22 protein-coding genes are annotated in these 24387 nt (G+C 62.1%); 11 read left to right on the forward strand and 11 right to left on the reverse strand.

Translation table 11 applies throughout. The annotated features are described in order from the left end of the window. The first annotated feature begins 74 nt into the window (after window positions 1-74). The 4 genes from ACOSV0_RS04915 to ACOSV0_RS04930 all read left to right on the forward strand — a co-directional run bounded on the left by ACOSV0_RS04915 (window position 75) and on the right by ACOSV0_RS04930 (window position 4468). Window positions 75-2474, forward strand: a complete 2400-nt coding sequence (locus ACOSV0_RS04915) for a DUF6531 domain-containing protein (RefSeq protein WP_434109108.1) — start codon at window positions 75-77, stop codon at window positions 2472-2474. Beyond that, a complete protein-coding gene (locus tag ACOSV0_RS04920) occupies window positions 2474-2749 on the forward strand; it encodes a hypothetical protein (protein WP_434109109.1) in 276 nt (91 codons plus the stop codon). Before ACOSV0_RS04915 ends, ACOSV0_RS04920 begins: the two co-directional genes overlap by 1 nt. A gap of 504 nt (window positions 2750-3253) precedes the next feature. After that, window positions 3254-4057 (forward strand): transglutaminase-like domain-containing protein, encoded by an 804-nt coding sequence (locus ACOSV0_RS04925; RefSeq protein ID WP_434109110.1) that lies wholly within the window; start codon window positions 3254-3256, stop codon window positions 4055-4057. Window positions 4058-4150: 93 nt separating this feature from the next. Continuing rightward, window positions 4151-4468 (forward strand): hypothetical protein, encoded by a 318-nt coding sequence (locus ACOSV0_RS04930; RefSeq protein ID WP_434109112.1) that lies wholly within the window; start codon window positions 4151-4153, stop codon window positions 4466-4468. 53 nt (window positions 4469-4521) lie between these two features. Here ACOSV0_RS04930 and ACOSV0_RS04935 read toward each other — a convergent pair whose 3' ends face one another. From ACOSV0_RS04935 to ACOSV0_RS04970, 8 genes are all read right to left on the reverse strand, one after another. Further along, window positions 4522-5478 carry a Csu type fimbrial protein gene (locus tag ACOSV0_RS04935; RefSeq protein WP_434109114.1) on the reverse strand — a complete coding sequence of 319 codons (957 nt, stop codon included), beginning with the start codon at window positions 5476-5478 and terminating at the stop codon, window positions 4522-4524. Further along, window positions 5475-8015 carry a fimbria/pilus outer membrane usher protein gene (locus tag ACOSV0_RS04940; RefSeq protein WP_434109116.1) on the reverse strand — a complete coding sequence of 847 codons (2541 nt, stop codon included), beginning with the start codon at window positions 8013-8015 and terminating at the stop codon, window positions 5475-5477. Before ACOSV0_RS04940 ends, ACOSV0_RS04935 begins: the two co-directional genes overlap by 4 nt. A gap of 109 nt (window positions 8016-8124) precedes the next feature. Next, a complete protein-coding gene (locus ACOSV0_RS04945) occupies window positions 8125-8829 on the reverse strand; it encodes a fimbrial biogenesis chaperone (protein ID WP_434110164.1) in 705 nt (234 codons plus the stop codon). 143 nt (window positions 8830-8972) lie between these two features. Beyond that, a complete protein-coding gene (locus tag ACOSV0_RS04950; protein ID WP_434110166.1) occupies window positions 8973-9497 on the reverse strand; it encodes a Csu type fimbrial protein in 525 nt (174 codons plus the stop codon). A 479-nt stretch (window positions 9498-9976) separates the two neighbouring features. Next, on the reverse strand, window positions 9977-11185 hold the full coding sequence (locus ACOSV0_RS04955; RefSeq protein WP_434109118.1) for an MFS transporter: 1209 nt from the start codon (window positions 11183-11185) through the stop codon (window positions 9977-9979). 51 nt (window positions 11186-11236) lie between these two features. Further along, window positions 11237-11374 carry a hypothetical protein gene (locus tag ACOSV0_RS04960; RefSeq protein ID WP_434109119.1) on the reverse strand — a complete coding sequence of 46 codons (138 nt, stop codon included), beginning with the start codon at window positions 11372-11374 and terminating at the stop codon, window positions 11237-11239. A gap of 26 nt (window positions 11375-11400) precedes the next feature. Further along, the gene (locus tag ACOSV0_RS04965; protein ID WP_434109121.1) at window positions 11401-11877 is read right to left on the reverse strand and encodes a VOC family protein; all 477 of its coding nucleotides are present in this window, start codon (window positions 11875-11877) and stop codon (window positions 11401-11403) included. A 241-nt stretch (window positions 11878-12118) separates the two neighbouring features. Beyond that, window positions 12119-13738 (reverse strand): SH3 domain-containing protein, encoded by a 1620-nt coding sequence (locus ACOSV0_RS04970; RefSeq protein WP_434109122.1) that lies wholly within the window; start codon window positions 13736-13738, stop codon window positions 12119-12121. 413 nt (window positions 13739-14151) lie between these two features. Here ACOSV0_RS04970 and ACOSV0_RS04975 point away from each other — a divergent pair, with 413 nt between their 5' ends. Both ACOSV0_RS04975 and ACOSV0_RS04980 read left to right on the forward strand, forming a co-directional pair. Then, the gene (locus tag ACOSV0_RS04975) at window positions 14152-14574 is read left to right on the forward strand and encodes a TOBE domain-containing protein (protein ID WP_434109124.1); all 423 of its coding nucleotides are present in this window, start codon (window positions 14152-14154) and stop codon (window positions 14572-14574) included. A 196-nt stretch (window positions 14575-14770) separates the two neighbouring features. After that, window positions 14771-15271, forward strand: a complete 501-nt coding sequence (locus tag ACOSV0_RS04980) for a GAF domain-containing protein (RefSeq protein WP_434109125.1) — start codon at window positions 14771-14773, stop codon at window positions 15269-15271. A 5-nt stretch (window positions 15272-15276) separates the two neighbouring features. Here ACOSV0_RS04980 and ACOSV0_RS04985 read toward each other — a convergent pair whose 3' ends face one another. Continuing rightward, a complete protein-coding gene (locus tag ACOSV0_RS04985; RefSeq protein ID WP_434109126.1) occupies window positions 15277-15627 on the reverse strand; it encodes a hypothetical protein in 351 nt (116 codons plus the stop codon). 249 nt (window positions 15628-15876) lie between these two features. On the opposite strand from ACOSV0_RS04985, the gene ACOSV0_RS04990 reads away from it, so the two are divergent. Further along, window positions 15877-17595: a putative bifunctional diguanylate cyclase/phosphodiesterase gene (locus ACOSV0_RS04990; protein WP_434109127.1), complete on the forward strand. Its 1719-nt coding sequence runs from the start codon at window positions 15877-15879 to the stop codon at window positions 17593-17595. Window positions 17596-17715: 120 nt separating this feature from the next. Then, complete coding sequence (locus ACOSV0_RS04995) at window positions 17716-18525, forward strand: mechanosensitive ion channel family protein (RefSeq protein WP_434109129.1); 810 nt, start codon at window positions 17716-17718, stop codon at window positions 18523-18525. Window positions 18526-18542: 17 nt separating this feature from the next. On the opposite strand, the gene ACOSV0_RS05000 is transcribed toward ACOSV0_RS04995, so the two are convergent. Both ACOSV0_RS05000 and ACOSV0_RS05005 read right to left on the reverse strand, forming a co-directional pair. Then, on the reverse strand, window positions 18543-19637 hold the full coding sequence (locus tag ACOSV0_RS05000) for an extracellular catalytic domain type 1 short-chain-length polyhydroxyalkanoate depolymerase (protein ID WP_434109131.1): 1095 nt from the start codon (window positions 19635-19637) through the stop codon (window positions 18543-18545). 124 nt (window positions 19638-19761) lie between these two features. Then, window positions 19762-20187, reverse strand: a complete 426-nt coding sequence (locus ACOSV0_RS05005; protein WP_434109132.1) for a CopG family transcriptional regulator — start codon at window positions 20185-20187, stop codon at window positions 19762-19764. Window positions 20188-20422: 235 nt separating this feature from the next. Between ACOSV0_RS05005 and araD the strand changes: the two genes are divergently transcribed. The 3 genes from araD to ACOSV0_RS05020 all read left to right on the forward strand — a co-directional run bounded on the left by araD (window position 20423) and on the right by ACOSV0_RS05020 (window position 24376). Then, window positions 20423-22228 (forward strand): L-arabinonate dehydratase, encoded by a 1806-nt coding sequence (gene araD, locus ACOSV0_RS05010; RefSeq protein WP_434109133.1) that lies wholly within the window; start codon window positions 20423-20425, stop codon window positions 22226-22228. An 18-nt stretch (window positions 22229-22246) separates the two neighbouring features. After that, window positions 22247-22981 (forward strand): ribonuclease activity regulator RraA, encoded by a 735-nt coding sequence (locus tag ACOSV0_RS05015; RefSeq protein ID WP_434109134.1) that lies wholly within the window; start codon window positions 22247-22249, stop codon window positions 22979-22981. 69 nt (window positions 22982-23050) lie between these two features. Next, window positions 23051-24376: an MFS transporter gene (locus ACOSV0_RS05020; protein WP_434109135.1), complete on the forward strand. Its 1326-nt coding sequence runs from the start codon at window positions 23051-23053 to the stop codon at window positions 24374-24376. Window positions 24377-24387: the final 11 nt, after the last annotated feature.

The raw sequence follows: 24387 nt of genomic DNA on the forward strand, positions 1-24387 counted from the left end.
GCATAGGCGTGGGTTTCGATTTCCTTAAGAGTGGCTGCGCCTTCAAAGGCAAAACCAACAATTAAAGGAGAACCATGAAAGCGTGGAAACACCACAGCATGGTGCGGCGTCTCGTCCACCTGTCCGCCGCATCCTTCCTGCTGTTGACCGCTGCTCATGTCAATGCAGCGGATTACAACCAGTGCATGCAGACGTATCAGAAGTCCCTTGGGATTCCCGGGACCCGTACCTGCGCTATCCAGGTAGCCGGCACGTCACCCATGTCCAGGGGCCCGGACGACCCGTACAGCAGCATGAATTACTACAACTGTCCCAATGCAACGGACTGGATCAATGATTACTGCGGCGGCGCGCCAGTTCCTCCTTCGCCGGAAGACACGTGTCCCGTCGCTGACCCGGTGTTGCCTGCAGAGGGCATCGTTACGCTCCGGGAAACTGACTTTGCGAGCGGCGACGCGCTACCACTCGTCTTCGGAAGGACATATCTGTCCAGGCCTTATGACACTACCCAGACGGCGATGGGTCGCAACTGGGTCAATAACTGGCAGCGAAGAATTGATCTGACAGCGGTCAATGCGAGCACGCCACAGATTGTCGTTTATCGGGGCAACAGGCAGCCTCTGACGTTCAGGTGGAACGGCAAGGCGTGGAATATGCCGGGCAATCGCGGCCTCACGCTGACGAAGGCTAACGACGGGTATTTTTATCTGAAAGACGACCTGCTGGGCACGACCGAAGCCTACTCGGCCGGTACCGGCCGTCTGTATTCAGAAACGACTCGCACCGGCTCGCTTCGCAAGTTCCTGTTTGATTACAAAGGCCGCATGGTGGCGGTCAACGAGTTTCAGATCGACGACATAGGTCCGGACAGACTGAAAATCGATTTCCAGTATGACGACAGCGATCGCATCGTTGCCATGGTGGATCCCTTGGGCAATGCCACGCGGTATGCGTATGACGTCAGGGGGAATCTTGCTTCGGTAACCCATCCCGACGGCACCATCCGTCAGTATCTTTACGAGGATGCCCGCTTCCCTAATGCACTGACGGGCGTAAAGGACGAAACCGGCTCGAAGATAGCGACATGGACCTACGATGCGAATGCACGCGTGATCTCGGTCAGTCACCCTGATACGACGCGTAATACATCGATAAGCTATGACGTGTCCGGAAAGACGACGCTTAGCGATATGTACGGCACAAGTACATATAGCTTCAGTTTTCCTGACGCGTGGCGCCCGGGTTCAGTTGCCACACCGGACGGAACGATATCCCGCGTATGGGATAGCGCAGGAAACCTGACGCAGAAAACGACTCCCGACGGAGTCACGAAGTACACGTGGGATAGCGCCAACCGGCCGACGAAGGCGGTGGCGACCGTCGCAGGAAAAACGACAGTAACGACGATCGAGTACAGCGATGCCAGCTCGCTGCGTCCGCATCTGGTCGCTACGCCGGGTAAGGTGCGCGCATTTGTCTATGACTCGCAGGGCAATGTTACGGGCTATGCCGAGCAGAAGACGACTGACCTGACGGGCGAGCAGGGGCTGCAGGCGGCCGGGACGGGTGAGCAGATGACGGTCAGCGCCCGGTACGATGGCGCGAGCCGTCTCCTGGAGGCGACGATCGTCCGGAATGGCACGAAGACCGAAGACTGGAGCTACACCTACGACACAAGAGGCAACATCGCGACGACACAGGATGCCGTGTCGGGCTGGGCGATGCGAACGCTCAGTCGGGATGCCGCAAATCGTGCAACGGTTATAGCAGGCAACAGCGGTCAGGCCACCGTCAGTTACGACGCGCGCGGACGCGTGTCCGTTTTCAGGTATGAAGAGAAAGCCGGTACGGTGAACGGCGGACTCGCCCGCACCCTGGTAGTGGGTTATGGCTATGCGAGCGGCCCGGTATCGACGCATACAGCGACAGTATCAACGAATGGTGGTACTCCGCAGTCGATCGGTGACGCCGAACTCGGGGTGTGGCTAAGCAACTGGGAACTCGGTAACGATCCTGTTGCGCCTTCTGCGAATCTCACAGGGCTCAAGTCCAGCGCCGACGCCTTCGTTCCGGAAATCTGCGTTGAATGCTACATGGCGTGGAAAGCGAAGTTGCCGGGGAAGCTTTTCGGCGATGAACTGGGCGATCCACTTCCGCAGTGGAGCGAGTCCACGGAGTTGATGCTGGGCGATCAGGCGCAGGTCCCGTATCCTGTGCTTGTACCGGATTTGACCAGTTCGGCGAAGAGATCGACGCTTTACAGCGCGCTCTTTGGAGCTGGAAACGGTGATGGTGGGATGGTTAAGTGTGCGAGCAGTGGCGATAAGGAGTGGCGCGAGGGGGACTGCTTTGCAAAGTATCAATACGATATGCAAATTTGCAATTCGCTTGGCACCATAATGGGCAAAAAACGAGGCCGGGCGCTGTGCAAACAGCAGGCATTCCAAGATTACCAAGAGTGTAGAGGTCATTGATGGTTAATTATCCCCCACGTTCCGTGGTCGTAACTTACGATGAAGATAGTCAACAGTTGATTTTGCAGTTGGCTGACCCTGCAAAGCTGGCGCCGCTCCTGGCTCGAACGCTTAAAGCCCCGATTCTGCTGGACGAGTTCGATTTCAAGCTTGACGATGAATTTGCGCGTCGGTTTGGAGGGGGCGTGCTCAACCTGATCGCACTGGGTCAACCGGAGATCAAGCAGTACATGACGGTGACGCAGCACCCAATCGAAAAAACGTCAGAGGAGTAAGTTATTGATGGTTCGGTGCAACGAGCGAACGACGTTTGATCGTTGCACCGACATCACCGGAGCCGGCTGCAACCCACACCGCAGTGTGTGGAAAATGAGTGAACTTAATCAATATGGCAGGTGTATGCTCAAAGCGAAAGCTTGTCGCTGGCAGCACCCCACCACGCCGGACCTCGGCCGTGGCTCATTCAGGATCAAACCGTGCCGGGCGCCGAGCGTCTGCTGCGGCAGCGGGTTTTACCAGCGTGAACGTAATGCTCAGGACGAACCCAGTAGCATCCACCGGCCTGACAGATGAATGAACCACAGCGTTTCACGGTACATCACATCAGCGTCTACCGCTACCCGGACCCCGTGCGGTTCGGCGAACACCGCATGATGTTCCACCCACTCGTGCATCAGCCACGCTTTACGTCACGAACCGGCTGGCGATAACGCCGACGCCGTCACGGCTCCACTGGCTGCACGGAGAAGGGAATATTTCTACTGGAAGAGGGCGTCGCGATGAAATTGCGCGTTGGCTACGAGCTGGTTTACGAGTGCATGCAACCGACGCCGATGATGCTGATGTTGAACACGCACTTTTCGCACGCGAACGATGTGCTGAGTGCGGATGTGCTGGCGGTCGATCCGCCGGTGCCGATCAGCCAGTATCGCGACGGCTTCGGCAATCTGTGCAGCCGGATCGTGGCGCCGCAGGGACTGATCGCATTGTCGACGAGCGCCGTGCTCGAGGTGTCGTCCGAGCCGGAGAGCCGGCTGCCGTTTACCGAGCAGCATCCGGTGGAGGCATTGCCTGACGATACGTTGGTGTTTCTGCTGGGCAGCCGTTATTGCGAAACCGATTTGCTATCCGAATTTGCGTGGCAGACGTTCGGCAAGATGCCGTTCGGACGCGTGCGAGTGGATGCGATCTGCAACTATGTGCACGAGCATATTGTGTTTGGCTACGATTTTGCACGGCCGACCAAGACCGCGTGGCAGGCCTGGCAGGAGAGAAAGGGCGTGTGCCGCGACTTTGCGCATCTGGCCGTGACCTTATGCCGGGCGATGAATATTCCGGCGCGGTATTGCACGGGCTATATCAGCGACGTCGGCACACGGCCGCCCTACGCGGCCATGGATTTTGCCGCGTGGTTCGAAGCGTATGTGGGCGGCTGTTGGCAGACCTTCGATCCGCGCAATAATGTGCCCCGCACGGGTCGGATTTTGATGGCGCGTGGCAGAGATGCCGCCGATGTTGCGATCAGCAATGCGTTCGGGGCGACGCAGTTAATGAAGTTCGATGTTGTCTGTAAGGCGATATAGGTTTCTTGCCGGTAAAAACGCCTAAAGTTTCCTGCATGAAATGCCGAAAAGACCGGAATCCATACTCGTGCCGCGAGCCGATTCCGAACCATCATGATGTCGCGCAACGTAGCCGCCACGCTAGTGGCGATCCTGCTGGCAACGCCAGCCTCAGAAGCATTGCCGGCGGGGCTGGCCTCGATTCCGGTAAGCCTGACTGTGCAGGAAACCTGCGTGATCCAGTCGGTGGACGCGGCGATTACCGTTGCCAATCAACCAGCGGTTGCCTGTCTGCACGGGGCGCCGTTCCAGGTTTCCCAAGCCGCATTCGATCCCACCGTGCCGGGCGACGCAGGCCGGGCTCAGGCACAGCCGGTGGAATTCGTCGCCACCCACGACGCCCAGCAAACGGTCTGGACCGTCAACTTCTAGAAATCGCCGTTTATCCGCGCGGCACTGCGGCTGCCGATTTTCCGGCCCAAAGATCAAAAACTGATCGTCGCGGTAATCGTATCGCTGTAGCTGCCGGGCATCGGCGTCGTTTGCGCAGGCACCCGGCCATATACCGTGATCGACACCGCATTGCCGCTGCCCGTGCCGGTGGCCATCGTCGTACCCGCCGTTCCGTCACCCCATGCGCTCGTGTGGGCGGCGTCCGTATAAAGCTGATAGTTCACCGCGCCACCGCCGCCCGAGCGCTGCATCTGGCGTGCCGCGACATTGCCGCTCACGCCGCTGCTGAGCGCGATCTCGTACGCGTCGCCGTTCGTGCAACGGGCCGTGATCGCGCCAGTCGCGTTCAATGCCGAACTCAGCACGCCAGTCGACGTGAACGCCATGTTCGTCGCGCTGATCAGGCAGTTGTTCACCACTGTCGCGCTGGCCGTGAAGCCGAAGCTGCCGGCGCTTGTCGTCAGTGCGGCGCAGCCGGGCGTGACCAGCAGAAAAAACCCGTAGGTGAGCGAAGTCTGGCTCAAGGTCTGCGAATACACGGTGTTGGCGTTGCCGGAAGTCGGCACGGTCGGCTGGCTGGCCGTGATCTGGCCGTAGAAATTGACCGATGTCGTCGCGGTATTGCCGGTCAATGGCTTGTTGAGAACCACCGAAATCGGCGTTGTGCCGAGCGCGGTCGAACCCCACGCGAGCGAATGCGCAGCGTCCTGATACAGGTTGTACTGCAACTGGTTGGCGCCGATCGTCAGATAGCGCGGCGTCGTGCCGCCCATGTTCAGGCACACCTGGACACTCGGCGTCAGCGTAATCGTGGGCCATGTGCACGAAATGCCGACAGTGCCGGTCGCGGCCACCGCACTCATGCCGATCGGACTGACGTTGCCGAAACTCAGCGCCGACGGACTCGCCGAACAGGTTTGCGCACATGCGCGTTGCGGCAACACGCCGAGCAGCGCGCATAGCGTCAGGAGCAGAAGGAGCCGCTTCATCGCGCCGCTCCTGTTGCCGGCGACGCGGGGACCGCCGCATTGCCGCCGCAGGTCAACGGTCCGAGCGTCGGCAGCGAGCCGTCGGCGGGTCGCTGGTAGGTGAACTCGACACTGCAATGCGCGTCGCCGTTGTCGATCTCGAGATGGTTGTCGCGCTGCAGATTCTCGACGAAGGTCAGACCGTCATAGCCGACGATCGTATCGCTTCCGCTTTCGACGTGATGCACGCGCGTGCCTGGCGGCAGCAGCTTGCCGTCGGCGCCGCGCAGAATCACCGAGGCGGCGCTGTACCGCGACACGCGGAAGTTTGCGAGGACGCCCGCGCGCGACTCCGGCACGAGGTCCATCGAGGTCGTGGCGATACGCGCGTCGGCGGGCAGATTCATGCTGTCGATCGCGACCTGGTTGTGCTGATATGCGTTCAGATCGGGTATCAGCAAATGGCCATTGTGGTCGGTCGCGCCGATCACGCGATTTTCGTGCAGTACCGGCACGCCCGCGACGCCGTCGGTGGACACCAGCGCGAAGCCGTCGTCGATACGCCGCGCCAGCTGGATGCTGTGGTCCATCAGCACGATCGCGCCGGTCACGTCGAGTGAGGCGTTCGCGTGCCGGTCGATGTCCTGCGCGAGCGCCGTCACCTCGCCGTAGTTGCCGAGATACTGCGCCTGCGCCTGGCGGTACGGCACCGCGCCCGAGCCGCCCGCCTGCACGCCCCAGCCCCAACCACCGGAATAATCAGGCGGCCGCTGCGCATTGAGGTTGTAAGTGGACTGGCCGTTCTGACGGCCGACACTCGCGTTGATCGCGGTGTTGTTGCCGAGGCCGAAGCTCGCGGTCAGAAACACCCCGCGCGAGTTGTGCTGCAGAAAGTCGTTGTACGTGCTGAGCGTAAGCGAGGCCAGATTGCCGAAGTTCAGCGTGTACGACAGCGAACCGATCCGCGAGGCCGGAATGCCGGGAAACCGATAACCGATGTAGCTGAGCGACACGGTCTGGCGGCTGAAGAGGGGCAGCGCGAGCGTCACGCGATCGGTGGCGGTGGGCACCGGCGTGCCGTCGCGCGCGGCGAGGTCGCCGTAGTTGCCGTAGGCGCGCAGCGTTTGCGCATCGATCGAGAAGTGCGGTTCGATCAGCTGATAGCCGAGGCCGACCTGGGTGCCGTTCAGCTTGCCCGCGCTCGCGGACAATGAGCCGTTGATCACGCCCGCCATGCCCATGCGTACCAGCGCGCCGGCACCCACGTTGACGAGGCCGCCGGTGGCTTCCGCGTGTCCTTCGAGTGTTAGCGTGTCGCTCATGCCGCGCCGCGCGGTGGCGCTGACCGCCGGGCGCGGATCGTAGGAAAACGAATCGATGCCATACGCGCGGCGCAGAAAACCCGCTTCGAACGAATAGCTCGACAGACCCGCCGCCAGCATGCGCGTATCGACGTAGAGCGGCAGCGTCGTCGAGATGGTGCGGCCGAGCGCGTCATGCGTGATCACGGTCGCCTCGCCCGCGCCGGTGATGCCCGGCACGTTGTTGACGATGAACGGCCCGCTCGGCACGTTGCCGCTGAATTGGCGCACGTTGTTGATATAGAGATCCACCGCCGAAGGCACGACCGCGGAGCCCGCGAATGCCTGCACGGGGAACGTCACGAGATCGGGCCGTAAAGCGAAGTTGCTGCGCCACTGGAAGCCGCCGATGCGGATCGAGCGGCTCCAGTCGAGTGAAGACGAAATGGTGTCGCCGAACTGCGTGGTACTGAGCGTGGCCGGGTTCGAGGTGCTCCACGAGGTGTCGTAGCGCACATAGCGATGCAGGTCGCGGTATAGATACGCGATGCCGGTATTGCTCAGCACGCCGGCCGGGTCGAAGTAGCGCTCCTCGCTCCACAGTGCGAACTGCGCGTTGGTGTCGGTTTGTGCGAACGCGTCGTAGTTGATCAGAAAGCCGCGCGACGCGGCGGCATTCGGCGTTCGCGTCAGCTCACGCGTATCGAAGGTGTACGGCTTGCGGATCGCGTCGGGCACCTGCAGGTCGATGGTCTGATGCGAGGCGTCGTATTGGTAGTGCAGGCCAGGGATCTGGTCGAGTTCGATCGAAACGGTGTCGGCGGCGCCGAGCTTGTCGGTAGCGATGCCGACTTCGCTCAGGTCCTTTCCCGTGGCGCTGAGCCGCCCGCCGACTTCGCGAAAGTGCGTGATCAGCGAAGTGCGCTGGCCGTTGAGCATGACTTCCAGATATAGATCACGGCCTGCGGCGTTGTCCGGCGCTGGCTTCGTCGCTGCGCGCTGGCTGGACTCCGGCGCGGCGCTCGAACCGGTGCTCGTGTTCGAATCCGTGTTCGAGTCCGCGCCCATGCTGACGCCTGGGCTGACACTCCTGTCGATGGGCGCATCGGCGGGCGCGCGCGCATCGACGCCCGTATCGGCGAACCGCAGCGGCGCTTGTGCGCCGGCCTGAGTCGCGCTCAGCATGGCCAGTGTCGCCGCGAGGGCAAAGACCTGCAGTCTCCATCCATGACGTTTTCGCCGTCGTGTCGTTCTCATCGATTGCCTGGCGGTCCATCGTGTCCGTTCCCAGTGACTCAGGCGCGATCATGGTTGGCTTTGCGTGCCTGGCGTCAGCACGTGAGTTGGCTCGTGTTCCCTCGTGTGCTCACTCGCCATTGACCGTCGCTTCGGCCGGCAGTGAATTGATCGCGGCGCGCACCTTCAGCGGACCGTTCTGGGTGGCGTTGTCCGGCAACGTCACCGGCCACTGCCGTTCGCGTCCGGCCAGCGCGTAGCCAAGCAGCCCTTTGTTGACCACATAGGTGTTGCCTGCATGGTCGATCAATTCCACGGCGGCGATTTGCGCGCGCTTTTTGCCCGCGTTGCCGACGCGCAGCAGCCAGCTTTGCGGGCCGCGCGACAGGTGCCAGGACAGCTTCGGCTGGCCGATATCGGCGGGCGGCTCGACGAACACCGGCACCGAGTAGCGCAGACGGATTGTCACGCCGCTAGTGGGCGCGGCATCGGGCTCGGGCAACTCGTCGATCAGCACGCGATAGCCCTGCTCTGCGGTCGACGGCTGCGTAATCGTTCGAACCAGCCGCACGAGTTGATCGGCATGCGCGGCGATCTGGATCAGCGGCGGGCTTGCTACCAGGTCCTGCGTGGGCGTGAGCGTGTCTTCGCCGTTTGCCTGATCCCAGCGGAACACGCGCACCTGGCCGAACAGCGGTTTCTCGCCGGGGTTCTTCAGCGTGATGCCGGTCGCATTGGCGTCAGCGGACATATCGACCATCACCGGCGAAATTTGCAGCGTCGCGGCTAGCGCGAGCGGTGCCGTCAGACACCATGCGAATGCGGCTGCTGTCAGTAGCCGGTGAGGCGCGCCGATGACGCTCGCGACGCGCGTGATTGCGGACCGTAGTTTTGCAAGCCGCATGATTACAGACTGCGCGCTTGCACGCGGCGTCTTCGCAGACCATGTCCTGGCGGACCGCGTCCTTACAGACCGTCTCAAAAGTAGACCGTGGCAGTGACGGTGGTCTGATAGGTATCAGGTTTCGGGGTAGTCTGCGCCGGCACCTGGCCGTACACGACGATCGATTGCGCCGAGCCGGTACCGGTGCCGCTGGCCGTATTGGTGCCCTGCGTGTTGCCCCACAAGGTAGTGTGGCCGGCATCCTGGTACAGCTGGAACCCGACGGTGGTGGCGGTATTGCCGGTGGCCGTGCCGGCCATCAGGCGGCTCGTCACGGTGGAGCCGGTGACCGTGCCGGCGTCGAGGCCGACGTTGTACGGCGTGGTGTTGGTGCAGGTCACGGCGAGCGTGCTCTGCTGGTTGATCGCGGTGGCCAGCACGCCGTTGCTGCCGAAGTTCAGCGGGTTCGCGCTGATCGAGCAGTTGGCGTTCAGCGTAAGCGTGACGGTGAACGTGGTGGTCGCGGTGCCGTTCGAGTAGGTGGCAGCGCTCGCGAGCTGTAGAGGCAAGCCGAACGTCAAGGCGACGATGAGGCTGGACGACAGCAGTTTTCGTTTCATCATGAGACCTCGCAAACCGACGGGACGCGGATTTTTCAATTGCGTAGGCAGTTTGAAATTATATCGGCCAGATAGTGAATCAATTCGCTGGATATTTCAGGATGGCTGATTGCGTTATGCAAAGATGTTCGCAATTGATGAAATTAGTCTACACCACACTTTCTTTGTAATACAAATTATTGCGACAGGAAATTTATTAGGGGTATCCGGCGTGGGTAGTGCGTTTTGGGGCTGCAAATTGGATAATTTGGGAAATTATTTCTATATAGGACTTCGGGAAAATACCTAATTCAGGTAGTTTTTTCTGTTAAAAAATTATTTTTAATTTTTTATTGCGGCACGGGGGGCATACTTATGCTTGTCAAATAGTTTGACTGATGCAATTGCGCCTGTTTGAAGCTCGCGTATTTAAGCGTCGGCTAATGCGGACGTTGCAAACGCGCAATGTCAATTGCGCCCCCCGGGTGGGGCGCGCCGCGTCATTCCCCAAGCGCCAGCGCACGCTTGCGCCGCACCAGCGCCGAGCCGATCGACACCGCCGCGCCGACGCAGCCCATCGCCAGAGAGAGAAACGCGATCAGCAAGCCGGTTTGTGTCCGTGCCGAAAACACACTGACCAGCAAACCGGCGAGCGGTTGCGTCATGTTGTTCAACAGGATCACTACGCCGGTCGTCTTGCCGTAGTCCTCGGGTGGAATGATTTTCTGCCGTGCACTGCGGATGAAGACATTGAACATCTTGTCAAAGCCGACAATCAGCAGAAAGCCGAGCGCATAGCCCCAAGGTGCCGCACTCACACCGGCGATCACGCCACCGGCACAGATCGAAACGAATGCGACCCGGCCGAGCGTTTGCGCAGGCCAGGCGTTACGCGCGATCGTCAAAAGAATCAGTACGGTGGCTACGGCGCCGGCAGTCTGCAGGCCCGCGTAGTAGCGGCTCGATTGCGCGTGAAAGCCGGTCACCATCGCGGCGGATGTCGCGAGCGTTACGCCGATCACCAGATTTTCGGCGGCGGCGAGCAGCACGACTTTTTTCAGACCGGGTAGCACCAGCACATGGCGCAGCGCGATCCGCAGGGGCATCGTCCAGTGACCCGGTGCTGCGGGAGGGGGATCGCCGGCACGAAAGCCGCTGGTGCGTTGCCATAGCAACAGCGCCGCATCGGCAAGCAGAAACAGCATGCCGGTTGCGCCGACCACCCACTCCCAGCGCCACATGCCGAGCAGCAGCGCGGCCAGCATGGGACCGAGGACGAAGCCCAACTGGTCGGCCAACTGCGAGTAGGCGAGCACACGCTGAAACTGCTGCGTGCTGAAGATCTGCGGCAGCATCACTTCGCGCGCGACCAACCCCTGGCTCGTGAGCACGCCGCACAATGCCGACAACGCGATCAGCCAGCCGATGCCGCCGAACAGCACATACGCCAGCACGCCGCCGAAACACACGAGTGCCCGCACGGTCTGGCTCACCCGCATCAGCTTGAGCGGCGAGATGCGGTCGCACAAGGCGCCGAAGAAAGGGAAGACCAGGTAGCGTGGCAGCGTTTCGATAAAGAACGCGAGACCTGACCACGATACCTGGTGTGTCGTCTGAAACACGACGAGCGGCACGAGGAACAGCAGGACCTGATCGGCGAGGCGCGCGACAAACAGCGAGCAGAAGAAAGCCTGATGGTTGACGCGCACCGTTCATGTCTCGCCGTTTATGGGTCGAGACCGATCGTATCAAAGATTGCGTTAGCCGCTCCGATACGCCTGTTCGAGCCGCGCGATTTCGAGCTTGACCATGTTCATCATGGCTTGCATCGCGCGGCCTGCTTGCGCGTCAGGGGCGCGCAGCTTCCCGCCGGGTGCGTCAGGAACGATCTTTTGCATACGGCCTGCTCGTGGGCGGGGGCGTCTTATTTCTGGCCGCACTCCGCCGCTTGCATTCCTTGTTGAATCTCTTCATGGCTCAGGTCGCGCTTGTGCGTGGCGAGCGACCAGCTATGACCGAACGGGTCTTTCAACTGACCATAGCGGTCCCCCCAGAACATGTCGGCAAGCGGCATGGCGACGGTGGCGCCGGCCTCGACGGCCTGCTTGAAGCTGGCGTCGACGTCTTCTACGTAGTGGTGAATCGTGACCGGTGTGCCTTTCAGCGAGTTCGGGCCCAGTGCGTTGTGGTCAGGCCATTCGTCGGTGAGCATCAGCATGGAGTCGCCGATCTTCAGGCAGGCGTGCATCACCTTGCCGCCGGGCCCGGGCAGGCGATACTGCTCGACGGCGTTGAAAGCCTTGGTGTAGAACGCGATGGCGTCGGCGGCGTTGGCACAAATCAGATACGGGGTCAGCGAGTGCATCCCGTCCGGGATCGGTTTGACAGCGGGGCTGGACATGACGGCGACTCCTTGAAGTAACAGGTTCGTGAGTTGAAAGACCGACTGCGTGAGCCAGGCCTTCTACGTTACGACGAGCGCGTCGTCTTTGAATCGACACTCCGGGAAAAATATTTTTAAGCACGGCCGTGCGGATGCGGATGCGGGTGCGGGTGCGGCACAGGCACGTGCCGTGTCCTGTGTGATGCGTGCTTGCCTCGCGGGTTCGACCGGCCCGATTTGTCCTCTGTCCGACGGCAGGTCAACCAGCCGGGTTGTCGTCGTCCGATGGCGTTGAAGGCGCCGCCGCATCACCGCCCGGCGCGCCGAGAATGCTGATCTGGAAAGTCGGGGTCGCCGCGAGCGACTGTAACGTCGCGTCTTCCGGAATGTGTTCGAACAGCGGCAGGATCACCGAGCCGCCGATCACCGCGCGCCGGCTATTGTCGGCCGGACGCAGGCCCCACACGTCCTGATAGACCACCGGCACTGCGATGCCGTTGCGGGTCGTGTTGCCGATATACAGCATCACATGGCCGCCGATGTAGATCAGCGTACGCAACGGTTTACCATGCTGGACGAGGTAGTCGAGCCGTTGTGCCGGCGTCGATGCGGACAGATCGGTCATGCGTCCCGCGCTCATCTGTGTCGACGAATGGCGCGGCAGCCACACGCCGAACGTCGCGAAGATGCTCTGCAGTTCCGACGAACAGTCGTTGTAGAGGCCGCTATTGCCCCAGCCGTACGGCCGCCCGATCAGCGTTTTCATCAGCATCGCCAGATGCCGCGGGGTCGCGGCGAGCGGCATCGGAGCGATCTGCGCATCGCTCAGTTGGGCGCTGCGGATGAGCGCCCGGCCGTCCACATCGCGAGCCGGGACGAAGAGTTTGCGGGCAGCGGGCGTATCGGCTGCGGCAGCGCCGCTTGCTTCGTCTGCTGTTTTGCTGGCCTGTGTTGCGGGCCGCGTGGTGCTGTCCGGGGCGAGCGGCAGCAGTGTGCCGGCGGGCGCGTCGAAGCGGAACACGCCGCGGCTGTCGCGCACCGGCGCCGAGGCCACGGTCACCGCGCCCAGCGATTTCGCGGTGGCGGCGCGCCATGTGTCGACGAAGGTGTCGTCGGTCAGGCCGACGCCATCGCTGCGCACCCAGCCTTGCACGTCGGGCGTCTGCACGTAGCGCCACGCGCCGTCGACGCTGCTGCCCAGCACATACAGCGGCGTGCCTGGGCGCACGGCTGAAATCTGCAGGTTGTCGAACGGATAGCCTTCGCCGGCCAGGTGGTGATCGTAGAACGACGGGTCCGTGGTCGGCAGTTCGCGCACCATCAGATTGCCGGTAGCGATCGCGCGGCGTTCGGGTGTGTAGCGGGCCTGCTGCGTGAACTGGCTAACGTCCATGTTTTGCGCGATGGCGTCGATCCACGCCTTGTCGTGCGGCCGGAAATTCTCGCCATAACCGAGCGCCGCGCCGCTCTTGCCGGTGTTGTCGAATTTGTCGATGCGGCGCTGCTGCAGCGCGACGATATCCGCGCCTTGCTGACGATAGACGCGCATCGTCACGTAATTGGAATTCCACGGCGAGGGCGCGGTCGTGCCGGTGCCGAAATAGCGCGCGTACAAGGCCCTGAAGTGCGCCTGCTGATCCGCGGGGCTCAGGAACGGCTGATCGTAGCCGGGGCTGTCCGGTTCGAGCCAGTGGTCGACGTTCTGGTCGTAATTGGCGATCGGGAACAGCGTGACCGTGTCGACGCTCGCGTGGCCGTCGTGCGAGGGCGACGGATTGCTGCAGGCGCTGAAAGTAGCGGTCGCTGCGAGCGCGACGCATAACGCGGCGGCGCGGCGGACCTGCGGCAGTCGGGCGGCGAGGCGCGTGGCGGAACGCATGGCAAAGCGCATGTCAAAGCGGGGCAGGACGGCGACGGGCATGGAATTCGACGGTGATGGTCCAAGGGCACGATGATACGGTGTCGCGCGGCGCCTAGGGTAGCGGATGCCTGCCGCATCCGCGCGGAACGCGCGAGCGGGGCTTTCTCGCGCTTACAGCGTTCCTCGCGGACATGAGCACCATGTTTCGCGGCACGGCGGCGACACGAAGCCAACAGCTTGCGCCGTGCTTTCACCGCGCTATGAGTGTATTTACACAACGCTTATGTGTTTTCATTGGAGTTCGAATCGTCAATAGCGGCAACGCCATACCGCGTTTCAGGCGGCGGCAACCGCGCACGGATAGCGTTTCGATACACTCGACACAGCGCCTCGAATCGTCTTTCGCGAGGCTCAATAACCAGGAGAGCACCATGCAAACCAGCGCACGCAATCAATTCGCCGGCGAAGTCGCCGAAGTCAAACACGGCGCCGTGAACGACGAAGTCACGTTGCGCACACCGGACGGTCTCGAGATCGTCGCGATCATTACGCACGGCAGCGCGACGTCGCTCGGCCTCGCTGCCGGCAAGAAGGCGTTCGCGCTGGTCAAGGCGTCGTCGGTGATCGTGATGGTCGACGTGGCGAAGAGCCAGGTGTCGGCGCGCAATTGCATCGCCGGTACGGTGTCGGCCGTCACCAAGGGCGCGGTGAATTCGGAAGTGACAATCAGCGCGGGTGGCGCGCAGATTGCCGCGATCATCACCAATGAAAGCGTCGAGCGTCTCGGCCTCGCGAGCGGCAAAGCGGCGACGGCGATTTTCAAGGCATCGAGCGTGATCGTCGGCGTCGAATAATGATCTGCGCATGGCGTTGTCCGCAGGACTAACGTCCGGATCAACCTTCAGGCCGTACGCAGAACGGGCGGAATCTGACGAAATCGGGCGGAAAGAGGACGGCACGCGCAGCAGGGCGTGCCGTGAAGGAAACAGCGGCTTGCTTTACACTGCACACCTCGCTGTTTCTCTTTCCGCTTTCATCACGGACGCCGTCATGTTCGAAGTCTCCTCCACCTCGCATCTCCCCAAAGCCGCGCATTACGAAGAACTGGTCTCCCAGGCCCGTTCGCTGCTCGCCGGCGAAACCGACTGGGTCGCCAACGCCGCGAATTTCTCCGCGTTCGTGTTCCATTCGCTGAGCGATCTGAACTGGGCCGGCTTCTATTTCCACGACGGCCGCGAACTGGTGGTCGGGCCGTTCCAGGGCAAGCCCGCCTGCGTGCGCATTGCGCTCGGCAAGGGCGTGTGCGGCACCGCTGCGCAAACCCGTCAGACGCAAGTGGTGCGCGACGTGCATGAATTCCCCGGCCATATCGCCTGTGATTCGGCATCGCAATCGGAAATCGTCGTGCCGCTGGTCGCGCCGGACGGCACGCTGATCGGCGTGTGGGATGTCGATAGCCCGATCGTTGCGCGCTTCGACGAAGAAGACGCGAAGGGCATGGAAGCGCTGTGCGCGGTGTTTATCGAAGCCGCGTTGCCGCGCGGAGCATAGGCGTTTCAATAAACGCCGATCCGGCGGTGCGGCGGCACCAAAGCGTTGCCCGAGTTTTCCAACTGAGACGATCCCGACGTCCAGTAGATCTTGCCGCCCCGGTGGATAGCAACGCTTCGGCGGGACATCAGATTTAAGGTTTCATCGACGTCGGCGTACTGCTCTTCGCATGCCCGGCCGTGTACCTTTCCGATAGCGGCTGTCTGTCGATCCTGAATGCAGCGAGCCTGGTGTCCGCGCGTGAGACGCGTCTGTTCGTGCCGGGCAATGTTGTCGTGCGCGGTTGCCGTGCGCGACACGCTCGATTCAATCAGCAGCGTGTGCCGCACTTTGAGCATGCCGGCAATAGTGAGCACTTCTTGATGTGCGCGATGACGCGCATGCCGCCACCTGAATTGGGGAATACACCGAGGGAAACGATTGCTGCGAAGAATGCACGGTCCCGGCACTGGACCCGGCCAGGAAAGCCGTTATCATACAGACGGTTACCCGGCGGATCGGACCGAATCTGCCGGCGTCGCCGATTGCGCCGTACACGCCATAAAAAACGCTTACCCGCTTTCCTTATTCGCTTCCAATACCCAGGAAATTCAAAGGCCGGCGCGATGCAAGATCACCATTATGCCGAAGCGCGTCCACGCGACGCCGCGCTCGCGGCGGCGCCATACGGCATGTTCATCTGCACAGCCGACGGCACGTTCGACTCCGTCAACGCTGCTTTCGAAAAGCTGACCGGCTTTGCCGCCGAAGAACTGGTCAGCCGGCGTACTTTCGAATCCTTGCTCGACCCGGCCGAACTCGCGAGGCGCCGCGCCGAATTGCCGCCGCTCCCGGAAATAAGCTCGCGCTACGAAGGCGAATGGACTTATGTGCGGCGCAACGGCACGCCGATTCGTGTGGTGTTCGCGCTCGCGCCGCTTGCACCGCTTGCCGCCGAGCCGGCGTATCCCGGCGGGGTCGCCATGGGGCCCGTTCGCTACGTCGGCATCGCTATCGACATGACGCGCTACGCGCAATCCGAGGCGCGCCTGTGGTACGTCGCGCATCACGACGGCGTGACGCGCCTGCCCAATCAGACGCTTTTCACCGAACGCCTCGAACTCACGATCGCGCGTTGCCAGCGAAGCGGCAATGGTTTTACCGTGCTGATCGCCGAGCTCGATCATTTGCGCAAACTGCGCGATGCGCTCGGTTTGCATGCGGCCGAACTGGTGTTGCAGATCGTCGGCGAGCGGTTGCGCGGTCTGTTTCCCAACGACGGTACGATCGCCTCGATCGGCGGCACGCAATTCGCGCTGCTGATCAACGAAACCGGTGCGGCGGCCGATGCTTTCGCTGCCGAGGCACTGAGCCGCATCGCCGAATCGATCGACTACGCGGGCACTGCGCTGAACATCACGGCGAGTATCGGCATCGTCGCTTATCCCGCCGACGGTGCCGATGCGCCGACGTTGATGCGTCGTGCGGGCGTGGCGTTGTCGGCGGCTTCGGCGGTGAACGGCAATGCGGTGCGGCGCTTTTCCACCGCGCTCGAAGGACTGGCGGCGCGCCGCTTCGAACTGGAGACGATGCTGCGCGAAGCGCTCGAGCGTCAGCAACTGCATCTCGTGTATCAGCCGCAGGTGACGCTGTCCAATGGCCGTATCGCGCAGGTGGAGACGCTGTTGCGCTGGAATCATCCACAGCGTGGTTTGATCAGTCCGGTCGAGTTCGTGCCGGTCGCGGAAGAGTCGGGCCTGATCGAGCAGATCGGCGAATGGGTGATCCGTACCGCGTGCCGCGACGCCGGCAAATTGCTGCGGCTCACCGGCACCTTGCCGCGGGTCGCGGTGAACGTGTCGCCGCAGCAGTTCCAGCGGCACACGCTGTTCGAGACGATCCGCGGAGCGCTGGAAGATGCCGCGCTCGACCCGTCATACCTTGAAGTGGAAATCACAGAGGGCGTGCTGCTCGGCGATACTGAGCAGGCCTTGCAGACACTGCATGCGTTGCGTGAATTAGGTGTCGAAGTCGCGGTGGACGATTTCGGCACCGGCTATTCGAGTCTCGCGTATCTCACGCGTTTTCCGCTGAACCGCCTGAAAATCGATCGCTCGTTTGTGATGCGCATGAGCACCGACGCGCAATGTGCAGCGCTTGTCGGCGCCATTATCGCCATGGCCCATGCACTGAAACTGCGCGTGACGGCCGAAGGCGTCGAGACGGCTGAACAGGCCGCGCAACTGGAAGCGCTCGGCTGTGACGAGGCGCAAGGATTCTGGTTCTCGCGACCCGTCACCATCGCGGCGTTGCGCAATTTGCTAAGGCCGTTGGGCGCAGGTTGATGAACCGGCTAACCTGGTTTTAGCAAGCTGCGTGCCTCGGTTCCGCGGATGCAAAACGCGGGAACGTATCCTGCTTCCTTGCGTCAAGAGAACATATACGCAACGGAACGCAGGCAAACAATGAACGATCTCCTGACTCGTCTAGTGCATTTCCAGCCGTCGCTGCTCGTCACCTTGACGCACGATGCCCTTCAGATCGTGCTGGCCGCGCTGATCCTGATCGTCGGCTGGTGGCTGTCTAACCGGGTCGGCTCGGTATTCGAAAGAGCGCTCGTACGCTCGCGTGCGGATCCCACGCTCGCGCCAATGTTAGCGGCGATGGGCACCTGGGCTGTGCGTGTACTCGTTTTCATCGCGGCGCTTGGCGAAGTCGGCATTGCCACGGCGAGTGTGCTGGCCGTGCTGGGTGCCGCAGGTCTCGCGATTGGCCTCGCTTTGCAAGGCACGCTGCAGAACATTGCGGCCGGCATGATGCTGCTGATGTTGCGGCCATTTCGCGTCGGTGACGTGATCGAGGGGAGCGGGGCGGCCGCAGGCATTGTGCGCGAAGTGGGGCTGTTCACTACGCGCATCGAACGTGGCGATGGCAACGCGGTGTTTGTGCCGAACAGTCAGATCTGGAGCAATCCGGTGATCAACTACAGCAGCGGCGGCACACAGCGCATCGAGGTCGAAGTTGGACTCGCGCAGCGTAAGGACGTGGATACCGCGATCGGCGAATTGAAGAAACTGGTCGCCGACGAACCGCGCGTCCTGAGCGGCTCGACGCTTGCGCCGGTCATCACCGTAGCCGACTATCCCGAGCGCGGCGGCGCAACGCTGCGCATCGCCGCATGGGTGCGCTCGCCGGATGCGTCGCTCACCACCGGCGATCTCCACGATCACGCTCAGACCGCGCTCGAACAGGCCGGCTGTCCGGTGGCGGCGTAGCGCCTGGCGTGTCGCGCTCAGTGTGTGCCCGATGCTCGCGGATGGGCGAGGAAAAAACGCAGCATTTCGGCTGTCGCGTCGGGACCGGATGGGTCCGTGTACGAGCCGCGCGGACTGCCGCCCGCCCATGCGTGGCCCGCGCCATGAATCGTCCATGACTCCGCTTCGACGCCATTCGGCGCGACAAGCCGCTGCACCGTGCAACCGTGCCGGCCGCTCGCGGTGCCCGTGACATGTGACGGCGCGACTGTCGTGGCGCCGGCGTCGAAGCCCGCTACGAGCGCTGCGGCGTTCGAGGGATGCACGGTCGTGTCCGCATCGCCATGAAACACGATGAGCGGACGTTGCGGGTCGAGACGTGAGCGGTCGCGATGCACCTTGCCGCCCTTCATTGCGGCGAGCGCTGAGGGCAGATTCTTCGCGCTGCCGTAGGCAAGGCCGGAATGCACGCAGGCTGCCGCATACAGATCGGGCGAGGTCTTCAGCATGATGTCCGCCATCGCGCCGCCCGCGGACAGACCCGCCACGTAGACCCGCGCCGGGTCGACGCGGTAGCGCGCCATCACCTCACGGGTGATGCCCGCGATCAACGACGGTTCGCCCTGATCGCGCTGCTGGTCGGCAGGCTTGAACCAGTTCCAGCATACCGAAGGATTGGCCGCTTGCGACTGATTCGGATACACCACGATAAAGCCGTGACGCTCGGCCATTTCGTTCATGCGCGTGCCGGCCGCGAAGTCGTCGGCGTTTTGCGTGCAGCCGTGCAGCATCACGATCAGCGGCAACGGTTCGCCGTGGTAGACGGCGGGCACGTAGAGCTTGTATTGGCGTTGGCCCGCGCTATTGCTGAAGGTATGGGTGCTGAAAGTGCCGGGCGTGTCGGCGTCGAAAGTGTGTTCGGCAGGTGCGTGCGGCGTGGCGTCGGTGTGTGACTGCGTCCACGCTTGCGCCCATTCGTTGACACTCTGCGGCATCGACGGGCTTTGCGCATGACCTGCTTTGGCCGCGCTGCCCGCGAGCGCGCGCTGAACCGCGGCGGTTGCTTCCTTCGGCCCCTTGGTGCGTAGCAGGTCGAAGGCTTCTTTCATCGACTTCAGGAAATCTTCATTCATTTTTTTGAGCGTGGGCTACTGCGTTGACTTGCATGGGGCGTGGCTGGGTCAGGCGATGAGCTTCACAGGTTCAAGTCCGCGTTCAATCGTCGGATCAGGATCGGATCAGCCAGGCGCGGCGTGCCTACCTGATGCGGCCGGCGAGCGCGGCCTTGACCGCGGGCGACGCGTGAAACGCGCCGAGCACCGCCACCGATGCGATCGTGGCCGCCGCGAGTTCCGGCGGCACATCGGCGGCAATGCTGGCGAGGCCGAGTACCTGAATGTCCAGTTGTTCGTTCGCGGCCTGAACGGCTTCGAGGTTCTGCCTCGAGAAATGCTGCAAGCCGAGCACCATCGCGCGCCGGGTTACCGTTTCCGTGACGACCTGCGCGTGTACCGCGAGTTGATTGCGGATCGCCGTACGGATCAGATCGGTGCGGTTCGAGTAAAAACCTTCTTCGACGAGTAAATCGATCTGGCCGAGGTCGACCGGACCAAGGTTGATGGTGATTTTTTCGGTCTCGCCGCCTTTGGGGCGGGAGGTGTCGATCAGTTTGAGGTTGGCCATGTCTATCTCGTGCGGTGTTTGGTCTGGAATCCAATTACCATCCATATAACATCCAGTTGGATGGTTGTACGCCTCGTATCTCGCGGCGGTCAACCGGAAAATTGAGGGTCGATAGCAGCGGCGGCATTCCGCGTCAGTGAAATCCCTTAACGACACGTTCTGATGGTATCGCTACCATCGGCGGCAATGAAGCATTCGGCAGCGTGTAGTCGTCGAATGCAATGGTAGCGTTACCATGGAGATATCAGTGTCATCGAACCGCAAAACATCTGAACAGCTTCGCAGTTATCGCTGGTATGGCGTCAATGACCTGCGCTCGTTCGGCCACCGTTCGCGCACGGCGCAAATGGGTTATCACCCGTCGGATTACATGGGCAAGCCGGTGATCGCCGTGGTCAACACGTGGAGCGAGATCAACTCGTGCCACACGCATTTCAAGCAGCGCGTGGAAGAAGTGAAGCGCGGTATCTGGCAGGCCGGTGGTTTTCCTGTCGAGATGCCGGTGATGACCCTCGCCGAACCGTTCCAGAAGCCGACGACGATGCTGTATCGCAACTTCCTCGCGATGGAAACCGAGGAGTTGCTGAAGTCCTATCCGTTCGATGGCTGCGTGCTGATGGGCGGTTGCGACAAGACCACGCCCGGTCTGCTGATGGGCGCGATCAGCATGGATCTGCCGGCCATCTATCTGCCGGCGGGTCCGATGCTGCGCGGCAACTGGAACGGCCGCACGCTCGGCAGCGGTTCGGACACGTGGAAGTACTGGGCCGAACTGCGCGCCGGCAAGATCACGGAAGAGGAGTGGAAGGGCATCGAGAGCGGCATTGCGCGCTCGCCGGGCCATTGCATGACGATGGGCACCGCGTCGACCATGACCAGCGCCACCGAAGCACTCGGTCTGACGTTGCCCGGCTTCTCGTCGATTCCTGCTGTCGACTCGCGGCACGCGCAGTTCGCCTCGCTGACCGGCCAGCGCATCGTCGAGATGGTGTGGACCGATCAGAAACCGTCGGACATTCTGACCGCCAAATCCTTCGACAACGCGGTGACCACCGTGCTGGCAATGTCCGGTTCGACGAACGCGATCGTCCACCTCGTGGCCGTGGCGCGCCGTGCAGGCATCGATCTGACGACGGCGCGTTTTGACGAACTCGCGCGTATCACACCGGTACTCGGCAATCTGCGCCCGGCGGGCCAGTATTTGATGGAAGACTTTTTCTACGCCGGCGGCTTGCGTGCGTTGCTGGTCGAGTTGGGCGAACTGATCGACGGCACGCAGATGACGGTCAATGGCGCGACGCTCGGCGAGAACATTGCCGGTGCGGAAATTTTCAACGACGACGTGATCCGCAAGCGCGGCAATCCGCTCGTCGCCAGCGACGGTCTCGCGGTGCTCACCGGTAATCTCGCGCCGGATGGCGCGGTGATCAAACCGGCCGCGATGGAAGCGCATCTGCAGAAGCACCGGGGTCCGGCGGTGGTGTTCAAGGACTACGCCGACATGGCCGCGCGGATCGACTCTGAAGAATTGGACGTTACTGCCGATTCGGTGATCGTGCTGCAACACGCGGGTCCGGTGGGCGCACCCGGTATGCCCGAGTGGGGCCAACTGCCGATTCCGCAGAAGCTGCTGAAGCAGGGCGTGCGCGACATGGTGCGTATTTCCGATGCGCGGATGAGCGGCACCAGTTACGGCGCGTGCGTGCTGCACGTTGCGCCTGAATCGTTCGTCGGCGGTCCGCTTGCGCTCGTCAAGGACGGCGATGTGATCGAGCTGGATGTTCACAGCCGCCGTCTGCATCTCGAAGTGAGCGATGCAGAACTCGTCGCCCGCAAGGCCGCGTGGCAACCGCCCAAGCGTCCGTTCGAGCGTGGCTTCGGCGTGATGCATCAACTGCACGTGACGCAGGCCAATAAAGGCTGTGATTTCGACTTCCTCGAAGAACCGGTGAGCGCAGGCGTGCAGCAGACTCCGGCGCCCGTCACGCAGACGGAGCAAACCGTGTCGGCCACGGCGCGCGCTGAACCCGACATTCACTAACTCGATCCAAATCCTCTCATGACCACATCCGACATCACCATCAACGACGCGACACTCGAGCAGTTGCGTCACGTCAGCACGGCAACGCTGACTACGCAACTTTTCAAGCGCGGCTTGCGCAACGTATTTCTGCAAGGCGTCGCGCCGCTCGTCAAACCGGCGCCTGGCGCACCGAACCTCGTCGGCCCGGCGTTTACGCTGCGCAACATCCCGGCACGGGAAGATCTTGACCACGTCGGCGTGTTTCAGGACCCGGATCATCCGCAGCGCAAAGCCGTTGAAACGGCGCCGCCCGGCAGCGTGCTGGTGCAGGACTGCCGCGGCGAACGCGCGGTTGCGTCGGTCGGTTCGATTCTCGCGTTGCGTCTCGCGAAGCGCGGTGTGGCCGGCATGGTCTCGGATGGTCCGGTGCGCGATAGCGGCACGATCGCGGACCTCGGCTTGCCGCTCTGGTGTGCCGGCGCGAGCGCACCGCTGAATCTGGCAAAACATCATGCGGTCGATATGAACGTACCGATCGCCTGTGGCGGTGTGCCGGTGTATCCCGGCGATATCGTCGTCGCCGATGTGGACGGCGTGGTCATCGTGCCGCGCGAAATGGCAACCGAAGTCGCGCGCGACTCCATCGAGCAGGAGCAGCTCGAAGCGTTCATTACGCAGCGCATCGCAGAAGGCCGGCCGCTGCGCGGCACGTATCCGCCGAACGAGGAAACGCTTGCTGCTTACGCGCAATGGCGCGCACAAAAACAATAATGCGTTGAGGCTGTTTCGATCCATCGCATAGTCATGGTTCGCGCGAAAGGCGCGAGCGCAGGAGACACAGTGAATATCACGACACCGGCGATCGACGAATCGCGCCTGATCAACCGCCTGGCACTCCGTTTGATGCCGCTGCTGGGCGTGCTCTATCTCGTTGCCTACATCGACCGTTCCAATATCAGTTTTGCCAAGCTGCAGATGCTCGGCAGCCTTGGGCTTTCTGAAGTCGCGTACGGACTCGGTGCGTCGTTGTTCTTTATCGGCTATCTGTTGTTCGAAGTGCCGAGCAACGTATTGCTGCATAAGTACGGCGCGCCACGCTGGATGGCGCGCATCATGTTCACGTGGGGCGTCGTCACGATACTTCTCGCGTTCACGCAGAATGCGACGATGTTCTACGCGCTGCGTTTTCTGCTCGGCGCGTCGGAAGCGGGCTTGTATCCGGGTGTGATTTACTACCTGACTTTGTGGTTTCCGTCGCGGCATCGCGTGCGAATGCTCGGCTACTTCACCGTCGGCAGCAGTCTGGGCAACATGGTGGGTGCGCCGATCTGCGGCTGGCTGCTCGACAAAGGCGGCCTCGCTGGGTTGCATGGCTGGCAGCTCGTGTTCATCGTCACCGGCCTGCCGTCGATTCTGTTGACTTTCGTCGTGCTGTTCCTGCTGCCGGCGTCGCCGGCCCAGGCAACATTTCTCTCCGCCGACGAAAAGCAATGGCTCACCAGCACGCTCGACGCGGAACGCGCGCAGATGAAGGCAAATTATGGAGGTCACTCCTCGCTGCTGAGCGTGCTGACGGAGCCGCGTGTGATCGGCATGGCGCTGTACTACATGATGCTGTCGATATCCGTCTACGGCGTGAGCTACTGGTTGCCGACGCTGGTGAAGGGTTTCGGCGTCAGCAACACAACCAACGGTTTGCTGAACATCATTCCATGGCTGATGGCGACGATCGTGCTGGCGTGGCTGCCGTCGAAGCTGCGTGGCGGTAATCGCGCAATCGTCGCGATGCTGGTCGCCGCGCTGCTCGGTGTTGCGTGCTTCCTGAGCGCCGTTTTTCTGCCGACCAACACGTTGCGTTTTGCCGCGCTCTGTTTTGGCGCGCCTTGCATGTACTTGCTGATCCCGTGTTTCTGGACGCTGCCGCCGAAGTTCCTGTTCGGCGCGCGCGCCGCAGCCGGGATTGCGGCGATCAATTCGCTTGGCAATATCGGCGGCTTCATTGCGCAGAATCTGGTGCCATGGGTGCGTCAGACCACGGGCAGCGTGAAAGCGCCGATGCTGATTCCGGCGACTTGCCTGCTGGTGTTTGCCGTCGTCACATTGCTGATTCTCCGCCGCAATCGAAACACTCGCGTCGCGCAAAGCCAGGTGCCGGTGACCGAATGAATCACCTCTTT

Origin of the sequence: Paraburkholderia caffeinilytica, from assembly GCF_051027425.1 — a bacterium.
Classification (GTDB): Bacteria; Pseudomonadota; Gammaproteobacteria; order Burkholderiales; family Burkholderiaceae; genus Paraburkholderia; species Paraburkholderia caffeinilytica_A.